Annotated in this window: 22 protein-coding genes and 1 tRNA gene; 4 read left to right on the forward strand and 19 right to left on the reverse strand. The window is 70.2% G+C overall.

Going from position 1 to position 10,812, the window contains the following annotated elements; genetic code table 11:
* Positions 1–35 precede the first annotated feature (35 nt).
* From KME80_RS37710 to KME80_RS37795, 19 genes are all read right to left on the reverse strand, one after another.
* Positions 36–344 carry a hypothetical protein gene (locus KME80_RS37710; protein WP_219512785.1) on the reverse strand — a complete coding sequence of 103 codons (309 nt, stop codon included), beginning with the start codon at positions 342–344 and terminating at the stop codon, positions 36–38.
* A gap of 82 nt (positions 345–426) precedes the next feature.
* On the reverse strand, positions 427–1,155 hold the full coding sequence (locus tag KME80_RS37715; protein WP_219512787.1) for a hypothetical protein: 729 nt from the start codon (positions 1,153–1,155) through the stop codon (positions 427–429).
* 223 nt (positions 1,156–1,378) lie between these two features.
* The gene (locus tag KME80_RS37720; protein ID WP_219512789.1) at positions 1,379–1,630 is read right to left on the reverse strand and encodes a hypothetical protein; all 252 of its coding nucleotides are present in this window, start codon (positions 1,628–1,630) and stop codon (positions 1,379–1,381) included.
* Positions 1,623–1,886 (reverse strand): hypothetical protein, encoded by a 264-nt coding sequence (locus tag KME80_RS37725; RefSeq protein WP_219512791.1) that lies wholly within the window; start codon positions 1,884–1,886, stop codon positions 1,623–1,625. The genes KME80_RS37720 and KME80_RS37725 overlap by 8 nt, the downstream gene beginning before the upstream one ends.
* On the reverse strand, positions 1,883–2,086 hold the full coding sequence (locus KME80_RS37730) for a hypothetical protein (protein WP_219512807.1): 204 nt from the start codon (positions 2,084–2,086) through the stop codon (positions 1,883–1,885). The genes KME80_RS37725 and KME80_RS37730 overlap by 4 nt, the downstream gene beginning before the upstream one ends.
* Positions 2,079–2,348 (reverse strand): hypothetical protein, encoded by a 270-nt coding sequence (locus KME80_RS37735; protein ID WP_219512822.1) that lies wholly within the window; start codon positions 2,346–2,348, stop codon positions 2,079–2,081. Before KME80_RS37735 ends, KME80_RS37730 begins: the two co-directional genes overlap by 8 nt.
* Positions 2,345–2,620: a hypothetical protein gene (locus tag KME80_RS37740; protein ID WP_219512830.1), complete on the reverse strand. Its 276-nt coding sequence runs from the start codon at positions 2,618–2,620 to the stop codon at positions 2,345–2,347. The genes KME80_RS37735 and KME80_RS37740 overlap by 4 nt, the downstream gene beginning before the upstream one ends.
* 80 nt (positions 2,621–2,700) lie before the next feature.
* Entirely contained in the window at positions 2,701–3,090 is a 390-nt protein-coding gene (locus KME80_RS37745) for a hypothetical protein (protein WP_219512840.1), read from the reverse strand.
* Positions 3,087–4,091 carry a hypothetical protein gene (locus KME80_RS37750; protein WP_219512851.1) on the reverse strand — a complete coding sequence of 335 codons (1,005 nt, stop codon included), beginning with the start codon at positions 4,089–4,091 and terminating at the stop codon, positions 3,087–3,089. The genes KME80_RS37745 and KME80_RS37750 overlap by 4 nt, the downstream gene beginning before the upstream one ends.
* Before the next feature lie 73 nt (positions 4,092–4,164).
* Positions 4,165–4,383 (reverse strand): hypothetical protein, encoded by a 219-nt coding sequence (locus KME80_RS37755; RefSeq protein WP_219512860.1) that lies wholly within the window; start codon positions 4,381–4,383, stop codon positions 4,165–4,167.
* Positions 4,380–4,550 carry a hypothetical protein gene (locus KME80_RS37760; protein WP_219512869.1) on the reverse strand — a complete coding sequence of 57 codons (171 nt, stop codon included), beginning with the start codon at positions 4,548–4,550 and terminating at the stop codon, positions 4,380–4,382. The genes KME80_RS37755 and KME80_RS37760 overlap by 4 nt, the downstream gene beginning before the upstream one ends.
* 2 nt (positions 4,551–4,552) lie before the next feature.
* Positions 4,553–5,056 carry a hypothetical protein gene (locus tag KME80_RS37765; RefSeq protein WP_219512876.1) on the reverse strand — a complete coding sequence of 168 codons (504 nt, stop codon included), beginning with the start codon at positions 5,054–5,056 and terminating at the stop codon, positions 4,553–4,555.
* A gap of 180 nt (positions 5,057–5,236) precedes the next feature.
* Positions 5,237–5,371: a hypothetical protein gene (locus KME80_RS52245; protein WP_281427368.1), complete on the reverse strand. Its 135-nt coding sequence runs from the start codon at positions 5,369–5,371 to the stop codon at positions 5,237–5,239.
* A complete protein-coding gene (locus KME80_RS37770; RefSeq protein WP_219512878.1) occupies positions 5,371–5,769 on the reverse strand; it encodes a hypothetical protein in 399 nt (132 codons plus the stop codon). The genes KME80_RS52245 and KME80_RS37770 overlap by 1 nt, the downstream gene beginning before the upstream one ends.
* Positions 5,766–6,107 carry a hypothetical protein gene (locus KME80_RS37775; protein ID WP_219512879.1) on the reverse strand — a complete coding sequence of 114 codons (342 nt, stop codon included), beginning with the start codon at positions 6,105–6,107 and terminating at the stop codon, positions 5,766–5,768. Before KME80_RS37775 ends, KME80_RS37770 begins: the two co-directional genes overlap by 4 nt.
* Positions 6,104–6,661, reverse strand: coding sequence for a hypothetical protein (locus KME80_RS37780; protein ID WP_219512881.1), 558 nt, complete (start codon positions 6,659–6,661; stop codon positions 6,104–6,106). Before KME80_RS37780 ends, KME80_RS37775 begins: the two co-directional genes overlap by 4 nt.
* Entirely contained in the window at positions 6,658–7,350 is a 693-nt protein-coding gene (locus KME80_RS37785; protein ID WP_219512883.1) for a hypothetical protein, read from the reverse strand. The genes KME80_RS37780 and KME80_RS37785 overlap by 4 nt, the downstream gene beginning before the upstream one ends.
* A 105-nt stretch (positions 7,351–7,455) precedes the next feature.
* Positions 7,456–7,773, reverse strand: coding sequence for a hypothetical protein (locus KME80_RS37790; RefSeq protein WP_219512885.1), 318 nt, complete (start codon positions 7,771–7,773; stop codon positions 7,456–7,458).
* Positions 7,766–8,008, reverse strand: a complete 243-nt coding sequence (locus KME80_RS37795) for a helix-turn-helix domain-containing protein (RefSeq protein ID WP_219512895.1) — start codon at positions 8,006–8,008, stop codon at positions 7,766–7,768. The genes KME80_RS37790 and KME80_RS37795 overlap by 8 nt, the downstream gene beginning before the upstream one ends.
* A 192-nt stretch (positions 8,009–8,200) precedes the next feature.
* Here KME80_RS37795 and KME80_RS37800 point away from each other — a divergent pair, with 192 nt between their 5' ends.
* The 4 genes from KME80_RS37800 to KME80_RS37815 all read left to right on the forward strand — a co-directional run bounded on the left by KME80_RS37800 (position 8,201) and on the right by KME80_RS37815 (position 10,809).
* A complete protein-coding gene (locus KME80_RS37800) occupies positions 8,201–8,713 on the forward strand; it encodes a hypothetical protein (RefSeq protein WP_219512897.1) in 513 nt (170 codons plus the stop codon).
* 114 nt (positions 8,714–8,827) lie between these two features.
* Complete coding sequence (locus tag KME80_RS37805) at positions 8,828–9,157, forward strand: hypothetical protein (RefSeq protein ID WP_219512898.1); 330 nt, start codon at positions 8,828–8,830, stop codon at positions 9,155–9,157.
* A 20-nt stretch (positions 9,158–9,177) separates the two neighbouring features.
* Positions 9,178–10,719: a tyrosine-type recombinase/integrase gene (locus tag KME80_RS37810; RefSeq protein ID WP_219512919.1), complete on the forward strand. Its 1,542-nt coding sequence runs from the start codon at positions 9,178–9,180 to the stop codon at positions 10,717–10,719.
* A tRNA-Lys gene (locus tag KME80_RS37815) sits at positions 10,703–10,809 on the forward strand. Before KME80_RS37810 ends, KME80_RS37815 begins: the two co-directional genes overlap by 17 nt.
* Positions 10,810–10,812 lie beyond the last annotated feature (3 nt).

The following is a 10,812-nucleotide window of genomic DNA, read 5'->3' on the forward strand; positions in this document are numbered from 1 at the left end:
TTTGACCTGCGGAAACGCTCTGACCTGCGGAAACGTCACCGCTGCGGCCCGGCGTACCAGTCACGCGAGGTGCGGAGCTTCGGCCTGACCGCCGTCAGCGGCTTGTTGCCACGTGCCGTGTTGCACTTGCGCCCGCACACCGGGCACGGTGCGTTGGCTCCGTGCGCGGGCCGCATCGCGTGCGGATCGATGGGCTGGTCGGCGTCCTTGCTGATGGGTACGAGATGGTCCGCCTCGCCCGCGCCGTGGTGTCCGCACAGGTGGCAGAGGTCGCCGTAGATCTCGAACATCCGCTCGCGCGCTGTGCGGTAGGGGCGCCCGGACCGGTGCGGAGAGGCTGGCACGGCCACCCCCTCACGCCGTAGTGACGGGTCCCCGGGCATGCGAGATCGCCCGAGGTCAGGATGCCTGTGGATAACCTGATCGTCAAGCTGGTTCGCGCCGCTCGCTGCGGTCTCGTACGCGCTTGGCCAGCCAGTCCCATTCGTACAGTGGCCAGCATGGGCATCCGCGCCACCAGGTGCCCACATCCTTGCTCGGCGGCTCGCAAGCGTTCTCACACACGATGGCGATCTGCTGCGGGCACTGGTGGCAGAATCGCCGGTCTGGCTCGCCGTGCACGCAGTCGTGCCGGGAGAGCAGGTCACGCACGCGCCAGGTCGTCCCGCCTCCGGCCGGCGTCTCCGGCGTGACGCCACGACACCACGGACACACCACATCGAGGGCCTGGCCGTCGTACACGAGGGCCAAGGCCCGGGCGATCGTGGCGACCATGGCCCGCGTCCGGACGTACGCCCACAGCGCGAGCTCGTGGGTGACGGCGGGCTCAGCGAGCCGCGCGAGGGCGTACACGAGCCACGGCCGGGCGTCGGCCAGGCCCGTGCTGGGCGGCGGCAGGACCGGGCACATGAGCACCAGGCCGAGCTCGTCCGCCAGGTGCACGATATCTACGAGCAGGTCCGTGATGAGGTCGAGCACCGGGACGCGCACCGGCGCTGGGCTGACGCCGATCGCGTCCGCGGTACGGTCGAGGCGCTCCAGCCACGCCTCGTGATCACGCGCGTCGCGCTCGTCGGCGGTCAGGCGCGGTCGCCGAAACGGTGCCGGCGTGCCGAGGAGGCGCTGGCTGTGCAGATCCGGCCAGTAGGCAGCCACCCACCGGAGATCAGCGATCGCACGCTCGGCAAGCGTCGCCACCTATCCACGCAGGTGCAGCCAATCCACCATGTCGATCACCCCCCATTTATCGTAGCTATTTTCGAGTTCACGCAGCGTTAGGTGATGCGGATACGTGTCCGGCCGCAGTAGCACCGCTGGATCCTGACCCGGCCGATCGCCTCGACGTAGACCCAGCGATGCCGGAAGTGGATCCTGCCTGTCATGGCCTGCGGACGACACGCCACGCGAGCCTGATCCGCCGCCGCAGCGGCAGGTTGCTCGTGAGGATGATGAAGGCGTACGCGGCGATCTCCGCCTCGCTCACCCCCTTCAGCTGGGCCAGCGCCTCGACGACCTCGACCACGCGCCGCCCGGCAGGGGTCCAGTCCGCGCGGCGGGCCTCGTTCTCGGCTCGCGCGCCCTGCTCCCAGATCGTGTACTCGCGGCTGCCATACGGCGGGATCTCAGCCATGCAGCGGCCCTCCGGGAGGCTGCCGCACGTCGGTGGTACGGCGCGGGTCGGCCAGGCGCACCCGCTGGCGGGCGATCGTCTGCAGGGCGCAGGAGGTGCGGGCGGCCAGGAATGCGGCGGCGAACATCCAGACGGCGAGCCATCCGCCGGCGGAGATCGCCTGCCACAAGCCGAGGCTCCAGGCGAACCCGGCGACCAGGGCGTAGCCGCGGCCGGCCCGCTCGGGCGGCGTCGGCGTTGAGGACGGGGCGGTCATGTGCTCCGCCTCGGGGTGGTGGCGGTGTCGGGGACGTAGAGGCCGCGGCGCAGTGCGGCCGCGGGGACGTGGCGCATGCAGATGCGCTCCCACTGGCGCAGGCCGGTGAACCAGCACCAGCCGGCGGACGCGTGCACGCCGTAGGTGCAGTTGCGATCGCTCACGGGCGAAGGCGGCAGCGGCCGCGGGATGTCAGTCACCGAGCACCTGCTGGAGGTCGGCCAGCATCTGCCAGATGACGTCGGCACGGGCGCCGGCGATGCCGGCGCTGGGGTGGTCGGCGGTGTCGCGCATGTAGATGGCCTCCTGCCGGCGGCCGGTCCACACCTGGCGAAACACCTCCAGGCGGGCAGCGATCTCGCCGTCGGCCTCGGCCCGGGGGCCGCCCGGGAGCGAGCCGGCGGCGCCCGCGCCCATGAGGGAGGCGAACGTCTCGTCGCTGGTGGTGTTGTTGTCTGTCATCGGGTCTTCCAGGTGGTGTAGCGCCGGACGGGTGCCCGGCGGCGGGGTCGGGGACGTGGGGCCGGCAGGCCGGGGATGGCCTGCTGGACAACGCGGCGAGGGCAGGCGGCCACGTGGGGCTTGTACGTGCTCTCCAGGTGCTCGGGCGGCCGGGCGTCGCGACCGCTCAGGGAGCGCGAGCGCCAGCGGCCGGTGCCGTCCCGGTAGACGGCCTGGTTGCCGTCAGGATGCGGCTCGGCGTCGACGGGCATGCGGCGTCCGTGCTCGGTCATGGTCATCAGCACCAGGGCGCCGCACCCGGCCGGACACGGCTCTAACTCGGTGGGGGACGGGATCACGGAGGCCTCCAGCGTCAGTCCGGCTGCACGTCGGTCGGGCGGACCAGGCGCAGCTCGGGCGCCTCGGCCAAGGCCTCGCTGACCCGCACGATCACGTCAGAGGCGGGCGGCACGCCGTACACGGCGCTGCGCACCAGGGCGCGCAGGTCCTCGGTCGGGAGAGCCGACCAGCCGATGCGGCCGCACAGGTGCTGCAGGTCGGCCGACAGGGTTCGGGCGTAGTCGGCGTGGGTCGGGTCGATCATGGGGACGGGCCCGCCGGTCGCCGCGGGCGGGGTGGTGTCGGCCAGCAGCGCGACGACGTCGGCCAGCGGCGGCACGGGACGGCCGTGCAGCCGCTCGTCCCGGCAGTCGGCGCACATCTTCGGGTCCGCGCTGCGGTGGTCGCAGCGGGGCGCGCTCACGCCGCGGCTCCGCGAGCGTGCCACCGTGCCCTGATCGCCTGCAGCTCCGCGCGAGCCTGCGCGCGGGCCGCGGCCGCGTCGCCGTCGACGGCCTCCTCCTGGCTCGGCGGCGCCTGCTGGGGCACGTACGTCGACGGCGGCCGCCAGGCGGTGTGCTGGGGCTGGTCGTCCTCGAGCAGCATCCGGTCCAGCCGCCAGCGCGCGGCCGCCGCCGGGTGGTCGGCCAGCTCGACCCCGGCCAGCGCCCGGGCGAGCTGGCCGGTGTCGTACCCGGCGATCAGCAGCGCGACCACGCTGGGCGCCAGGTACCAGGGCAGGTCGAGCCGGGCCAGCGTGCGCAGCGCGAGCTCGCCGTATCGGCGCGGGTAGCGGCCGATCAGGGTCAGGACCTGGCCGGGGGTCAGCCACAGGTGCCCCTGGTCCTTCGGTGCTGGCAGTGGCGGAAGCGCAGCGAGGCGTTCCAGGTCCGCGACGGTGGCCACCAGCGTGGTCTGTGAGGGGGCGGAAGATGAGAAGGGGTTAACTGGTTCTATGTGCGGTTCTCGAACGCATGTTCCGACCTGGGGCTGGTCGGAGTCGTCGCAGGTCGGAACATGTGCGCTCTCGCGTGAGGTGTGCTCGCCGGTGACGTCGAGCTGACCCGCCTGCTCGGCGGCCAGCGCGGCGTCGAGCAGGACCCACGCTTCGTGCGGCCGGGGCAGAGTGCCCGGCGTGTCGACGACGACGATCAGGTGCTGCCACTGGCCGCGGCCGAGGCAGCGTCGCACCTGCAGCACGTGGCCATGCTCGGCCAGCGCGTTGTTGCCGGCGCGCAGCTGCCCGACGCTGAGGCCGTACGCCGCGGCGATCTCCGCGCGGTCGGTGCCGGGCTCGGGCGGGGCGGTCAGGTAGCGCATCAGGAGGCCGAGCGTGGCCGGGGGCAGGCCAACGGCCGCGCGGATGGCGTCCACGAGGTCGGTAGCGTGCATGTAGGCCAGCACGAAGGTTCCGGTCAGGGTCATGTGCAGCCCCTCGGGGGCATGCGGGAGGAGAGCTCGCGGGAGCTCGGTGCCGCCGCCATGGTGGTGCGCCTCTCTACGGGTCAGGGGTCGGGTGGGGCGGGTGCGGGGCGGTATGTCGGTCGGCCCAGGCGGCGATCCGGTCAGGGCTGCGGCCGGGGTAGCCGTCGCGCAGCCGGTCGACCGCGCCGCGGTGCACGTCGGCCTCCGTGAAGACCTGCCACCAGGCCAGGCCGCGGGCGCGCTTGAGCGCCACCACGCGGTCGTACAGGGCACGTGCCTCGTCCGGCGTCATCGCATCGAGCCGAGCAGGAACGCCAGGAGGGCCGCGTAGCCCAGCAGGGCGCCCGCGGCCGCGGCCGCCACCGCGCGCAGCGCCCGGCCGCGGAGGTGGGCCCGTTCAGCCGCGGCCAGGAGCGCGCCGATCACGAGCACGAGGGCGGCCAGGCCGATCACGAGCACCGCTACCCCTCCGCGCCGCTGCCGGCCGGGGCGACCTCGACGGGCTCGACGGGCTCGACGGTCTGGGCAGCCTTCATGGCGTCATGCAGGCGGCGCAGCTCTCCCAGGCCGTCGGGGCCGGTGGCGATCGTCACCGCGGTGACGTAGGCGTGGCAGCCGGGGGCGAGCAGGTCGCGCTGGGCGAGGTCGGCGGTGCGGATCAGCTCGATCAGCTCGCACGTCCACTCGTCCGGCTCCTCCTCGGCCCCGGCGTCGGCGCGGTAGGCGGAATCCAGCCACCACCGGACGTGGCCGAGGACGTCGGCGGTCATCTCGATCAGCGAGGGCGGCGCGTCGACCAGGCGGTGCACGAGGTCGTAGGCGGCGGCCGGGGGCAGGACGATCAGCCCGTGGTAGGTGTCGTCGACGTAGATGCGGACGAGCTCGAACCCGGCCGGTCCGGCGGGGGCGAGGTCGGCCCGGAGGCCAGAGGTGCGCGCAGGGAGCGTGCTGGCATATGCGGTCATGTCACATTCCGGGTGTGAGTGGGGCGGCCGCCGGTGCGGCCGGCGGCCGTGGTGCTGGGTGGTGCGAGGTCGTGCTCGAGGGATGCGTACGGGTCGCGTACGCGGCAGGGAGGGCCTGCCGCGGCCGGGTCGTCCCGTCGGCCGGGGAAGTGGCCGACGGGACCGTGAAGCCGGGGCGCGTCACGTCCAGGACGTCACGCGCTTGAGGTCGTCGCTGGAGTGCCACCAGCGCTGCAGGCGGCGCCACCAGGTGCCGGTCGGCTCGTGGCGGCCAGGGCGGCGGAGCGTGGTGCGGGGGCGGCGGCGTCCGGCCATCAGGGCTGCGCGGACGCCGCCGGCGGAGGGCCCGGCACCACCGCCTGCCCGCCGCCCGCCGGACTTGCCGGGGCGGCGGCGTGCGCGCCGTGGCGCTCGGGGGGCTGCTGGCCGTGCTGCACCGGCGGCACCGGGACGGGCACGTACGGGCGGCCCATCGGGCCCGGGCCCGGCGCCGGGATGGGGTCGCCGGCCATCCGCGCGCGGACCGCGTCGTCGAACTCCCGCAGCAGGTGCTGCGCGGTGGTGATCAGGCTGATCAGTTCGTTGCGGTTGTCGAACAGCCAGCTCTTGTCCCCGAGGATCATCGGGGCGACGATGCGGTCGCCGTGCTGTTCGATGCGGCCGGGCCGGGCGGTGGTCATGTGGCTGACGGCGAGGTGTTCCAGGACGCTCATGTCGTGTCCTTCCGCTGGGGAGGCGTGGGGAGTGAGGCGGTGATGGTGACGCGGCAGCCGCCGTGCTGCCCGGTGGCGGCCAGCTGGTCGGAGCCGGTCAGCAGGAGGTCGAGGCCGAGCGCCTTCACCCACTCGGCGAACAGGTACTCGATGTCGTAGGCGCCGGTGTAGTCGCTGGAGGGGACGACCTCGCCCCGCAGCCCGTATCCGTACGGGTCGATGGCCCAGCGCAGCGTGTGCAGCTGGCGGTGCTGGGCAAGGATCTGGCCCAGGTGGTTGAAGGCGTGGAGCTGCCAGTAGGCGTAGTCCTCGTTGGACAGGCGGGCGGCCGGGATCACGAGCTCTCCCTCTCCAGATGCCGGACGAGCGGGGTGATGGCGTCGTTCATCCGGACCACGAGCAGTTCCACCGCGCGCTTGGTGGCGGTCTCCAGGGCGCGCACGTCGGTGCAGACGGGCAGCCCGGCCGCAGACAGAGGGAACGCCGCGGTCGTGGTGGTCAGCAGGTAGCGGGCCGAGATCAGGTCAGGCCCTTCGGGCTCGTAGAAGCGGCCGTGCTCCCGAGGCCAGGACCGCCACTGCGGCGAGCCGTCCTCCAGCCGCCGCGGCGTGATGCTGACCAGCTCGACCGTGGCGCAGATGCCGCCGTCCTCGTAGTTGCGGTACAGGCGGGCGGAGCGCACGCGCTTGTGCTGGCGGACGTAGCCGGGTGCCATCACTGGGCTGGTGGCCACCCGCCACGCCGCCGCTGCGAACGTGACGCGGTCGAGCTCGTTCATCGCCTCGACGAACTCGGTCCGGCGCTGCCGGACGTAGCCGCTGAAGCGGGATACCCCGTCGCTGGCGTACTCCCGGTCGTACGTCTCGTCGATCCAGAAGGCGTCACCCTTCATGGCGCTGTCCCGTCCGTGCACCACGCGGCCCGCGGCGGGGACGGCACGTTGGCGGGGCGGCCGAGGAGGCCGGCCAGGCTGTCGACCTCGTAGGCGGTGTTGTTGAGTAGGGTGGCGGCCCACTCGGGATCGCAGTTGACGGTCCACAGGGTGAGCCGCTCTATCGCGGCGGCGCCGGCATCCGGGGTACGCCAGTGCCCACCCAGCAGGAAGATGGCCGCGGCGGCCAGGCAGTCGGCCTCTATCTGGTCGGCGCCGACCTCGGCGGCCGCGTCGATGATCGCGCGGGTCACTCCGGTCTTGAGGTGTTCGGGGCGGGCTGCCGCGCGCAGGACCCGCGCCAGCGGAGCCGGCCGGGGAGGTGCTGGCGTCGCGGCGGCGGCCGGGTTGGGCTCGCCGTACAGCGCCTTGCCGATGCGGTAGTGGCGGGACTCCTGGCGCACCAACGCCGCGACCTGGGGGCCCTTGGCCGTCTCCTCGCGTCGGCTCAGCTGCATGCCGAGCCGCTCCAGCGGCCTGACCAGCTGCTCCAGCTTGTCGAGGGCGTAGCTCCAGCGGCCGTCCTCGATCGCGCCGAGCATGCGCGACATGTAGTCGATGGCCGAGACGGTCTCCTCGGCGATACGCTGCTCGCGGGTGGTCGGCTCTGGGGTAGCGGCCCTGGCGGGCCGGTCTGTACTGTGACTCACTGGTTGCTGTCCTTTTCCTGTGGGCCTCCCGGGTCTGACCGGGAGGCCTGCGGTTTTGTCGGGGGCGGCCGGTAGATTGGCCGGTTCGCGCGAGCGTCAGAGCGGTTACAGCCGCAGCTCGCCACCGTCGGCGAGCCGGACGGTCACGGGGCAGCGGCAGTCGCCGACGCAGACGGCCCCACAGGCGTGGCACTTCACGCAGTACGGGGAGCCGCCGCAGTCGCAGCAGTGCGCCGGGATGTGGTAGCCGGAGCCGTTGCAGGAGTAGCAGTCGAACCCGTCGTCTCCGCCGCAGCCGCACTCCTCCTCGCCGTAGCGGCACACGTGGCAGGGCACGCACACGGAGCAGGAGTCGTCGTCAGCGCAGTCACACCCAGGAGCGGCGGTCGGCGCGGTGATGGTCTCGTCGTGGCCGCTACTCACCCGAGCTCGACTCCGAGCTGTCGTCAATCTGCCGATTGAGATAGGCGATGGCGTCCAGGCGCCTGATACGCCGAGCCCACCCACCGATCTGAATCGACCGCAGCTCGCCGCTGTACATCAGCCGCTCGATCGTCCGCTTGGAGACCTCCCAGCGGTCGGCGAGCGTTTCCGGCTTGAGGCAGTCGAGCTCGTCGATCTCCTCGACCGCCTCCGCTTCATGTGCGGTTTGCGTCATACGGGAGAGAGTACGCGGACCTACGCGGCATTCAAGAGCAATCCACGGATCTACACGGAATGAGGGGAGTTGACGCAGGTCAGCCCATGCTTCTTACTGCTCAGGGGGGATGCACGACGCGCGACCTGCTGCTAGGTTCACGCGTATCACCGCGTAGTTCCGCGTAGTTCCGCCAAAAATCAAGGAGCCGATGTGCCGGGGCGAACGGACCTGCCCAAGGAGATCCAGCTGATCCGCGAGAGGCGCGGCCGCGCCGTGCCTCGCATGTCCCACAAGCGCGCCGCCGAGATGGCGGAACAGCTTGGCGGAGGCTCGTTCAGCGCTAGCACCTGGGGGAAGATCGAGTCGGGCGAGTACGACGCTCCAATCGATCGCATTGTCATCATGGCCATGGTGGTGGGAGCCACCGCAGACGAGATGGAAGAGCGAGGGCGACCCGACGTCGCCGTCCTGCTGCGAGAAGAACTTCGGCGCCGAGTCGAGGCCGAACCCGCCCTTGCAGACGTGCGCGAGACGCCGGAAGCGATCCAGCAACTCGTCATCCGTGGACTTGACGAGCTCCGTGCAATCCCGGGCCTCACGAAGGAACAGCGGCAGGTTCTAGAGCGAAACCTGGTGGCAAGCGTGAAGCAGAATATTGCGACCCAAATTGACCAGATTCGTACCGCTTTGTCCCGGTCTCAAGATGCTTCGGCTCGACAATGACGTTACAGTCGAGAAATCCCTTAAGTCACGTTTTGGTATCTAACGTTGCTTTGTGGACCGTTCGAAATATGGTGTTTGGGTGCTCCATGCGGTGAATCAATTCGGGAGTGATATATGTCCACCCGGGATCGTGCCCTCACAACCATCGCCACTATCGGCTGGATTACGAGCGTGGCCATCACCGTCATACTCTGGGATCTTCACAAGGCATTCGTCCTTGTGGTGATGGGCTCGTCGATCCTCACGCTGGGCCTGGCCGTGAAGGTGATAGCCCGCGCGAGCGTCACCCAGATCTCCCAGAAGACGCTTGCGGAGGTCGCCACTACCGTCGAGAGCGTTCACAAGTCCGGCATCCATTTCGGGTGGGACCTGGCCCAGCTCATGCATCCGACCCGCCTCGCCGAGGGGGACGCCGCTGAGGGCAGAACCTCCACATCCCACTGACTTTGCAGGGGTGATTGCAGATGGCCAAACGCAACCGCCGACAGCGCGGCGAGGACAGCATATTCCTGCGCAAGGATGGCCGCTGGTGCTGCCAGATCTTCCTCGGGACGCGGCCCGATGGGAAGCCGGATAGGCGTTGGCTTTACGGCAAGACCCCCGAAGCAGTCATCGAGAAACGCGCCAAATTTCGCGCAAAGGTCGCAGAGGGGTTCACCCCCCCGAAAGGGAAAGGCGAAACAGTCGGTCAGTGGATGCATCACTGGCTGCACAACATAGCCAAGAAGGAGGTCCGGGAATCGACGTGGAATCGCTCCTACCGACCCAAGGTGGAGAACCACATCATCCCGGGCCTCGGCTGGCGAGATCTTGAGAGGTTCGACGAGGAGGACATCGAGGCGTTCTACACCGACCTGGAAGAACAGGGCCTCAGCGCGGCCAGCGTCCTGCAAATCCACCGGATCCTGTCACGCGCACTGAAGATCGCAGTGAAGCGCAAGAAGCTCCATCGCAACCCCTGCCAACTCGTCACTCCTCCTCGCGTGGACCGGGTCGACCCGATGCCGCCAGAGCGAGATGAGGCGGACCTCATCCTGTCCACGACCGCAGACCGCCGCAACGGTGTCCGATGGGCGTTCGCCTTGTCGAACGGCCCCCGCCAAGGTGAGGCGCTCGGCCTTATGTGGCCGATGCTGGACTTGGACGACATAGACAACGCGACGGTCCGTATCGCGTGGGAGCTCACTCGGCTGCCGTGGCAACATGGGTGCGAGGACCAGCACGCATGCGGCATGAAGAGGCACAGGTTCCCATGCCCACCCGACCCGGCCGACTGCAAGAAGGCCCAGCGTAAGGCCGGCCGCCGGCACACCTGCCGGCGGCTGTGTCCGCCGAAGTGCCGCGAGCATGGGGGTAAATGCCCAACCTTCTGTGCGCCCGACTGTAAGAAGCACGCGAGTACCTGCCCGCAACGGCAGGGCGGCGGCCTCGTGCTCACCGAGCCGAAGAGCAAGAAGTCGAGGCGCACGTCGGCGATCCCCCGCGAGCTTGCGAAGCGACTGATCTCGCACCGCAAAGCCCAGGCCGCCGAACGTCTCGCACACCCTGCCTGGGTCGGATGGGGACATGACCGTGAGACCTGCGATCGGCGGCCTCGCGCAAGGGAGCTGGTGTGCGCCAAGTGCCGGCTGCCCTTGCGCAAGGATCTGCTCGTCTTCACCCAGCCGAACGGCCAGCCGGTAGACCCGAGACGCGATTGGCAGGAATGGACCGACCTCCTCGACGAGCTGCAGGTGCCGCACTACCGCATCCACGACTCGAGGCACTTCAGTGCGACCACGGCCCTGGAGGAGGGCGTCGATGTAGTCGTGGTCCAGGAGATGCTCGGCCATGCAACGCCAGCTTTCACCCAAGAGGTCTACCAACACGTACGCCCGCGGATCCAGCGTGACGCGGCCGACAAGATCGGCAGCGCCCTGTTCGGCAGTGACAGCCAGAGTGACAGCGCAGGGGACGCGGAACTGCGCGGAAGTAGACGGAAGAAACGCCGTGCGAGCTGGGATTAGGGTGGAACGTCGCGGATCTTGACGGAAGATCAAGATAGGGAGCTGCGGACTTTTAATCCGTAGGTTCCGGGTTCGAGCCCCGGGCGCCCTACC

The sequence above is a fragment of the Nonomuraea ceibae genome, assembly GCF_019396325.1.
In the GTDB taxonomy this organism is placed as follows: Bacteria; Actinomycetota; Actinomycetes; order Streptosporangiales; family Streptosporangiaceae; genus Nonomuraea; species Nonomuraea ceibae.

Coding starts and splice junctions, on each gene's coding strand:
- KME80_RS37720 (WP_219512789.1), bottom strand. CDS start 1,630: ATGGCTGAGATCCCGCCGTATGGCAGCCGCGAGTACACGATCTGGGAG.
- KME80_RS37725 (WP_219512791.1), bottom strand. CDS start 1,886: ATGACCGCCCCGTCCTCAACGCCGACGCCGCCCGAGCGGGCCGGCCGC.
- KME80_RS37735 (WP_219512822.1), bottom strand. CDS start 2,348: ATGACAGACAACAACACCACCAGCGACGAGACGTTCGCCTCCCTCATG.
- KME80_RS37740 (WP_219512830.1), bottom strand. CDS start 2,620: ATGACCGAGCACGGACGCCGCATGCCCGTCGACGCCGAGCCGCATCCT.
- KME80_RS37750 (WP_219512851.1), bottom strand. CDS start 4,091: ATGACCCTGACCGGAACCTTCGTGCTGGCCTACATGCACGCTACCGAC.
- KME80_RS37755 (WP_219512860.1), bottom strand. CDS start 4,383: ATGACGCCGGACGAGGCACGTGCCCTGTACGACCGCGTGGTGGCGCTC.
- KME80_RS37765 (WP_219512876.1), bottom strand. CDS start 5,056: ATGACCGCATATGCCAGCACGCTCCCTGCGCGCACCTCTGGCCTCCGG.
- KME80_RS52245 (WP_281427368.1), bottom strand. CDS start 5,371: ATGGCCGGACGCCGCCGCCCCCGCACCACGCTCCGCCGCCCTGGCCGC.
- KME80_RS37770 (WP_219512878.1), bottom strand. CDS start 5,769: ATGAGCGTCCTGGAACACCTCGCCGTCAGCCACATGACCACCGCCCGG.
- KME80_RS37780 (WP_219512881.1), bottom strand. CDS start 6,661: ATGAAGGGTGACGCCTTCTGGATCGACGAGACGTACGACCGGGAGTAC.
- KME80_RS37795 (WP_219512895.1), bottom strand. CDS start 8,008: ATGACGCAAACCGCACATGAAGCGGAGGCGGTCGAGGAGATCGACGAG.
- KME80_RS37805 (WP_219512898.1), top strand. CDS start 8,828: ATGTCCACCCGGGATCGTGCCCTCACAACCATCGCCACTATCGGCTGG.
- KME80_RS37810 (WP_219512919.1), top strand. CDS start 9,178: ATGGCCAAACGCAACCGCCGACAGCGCGGCGAGGACAGCATATTCCTG.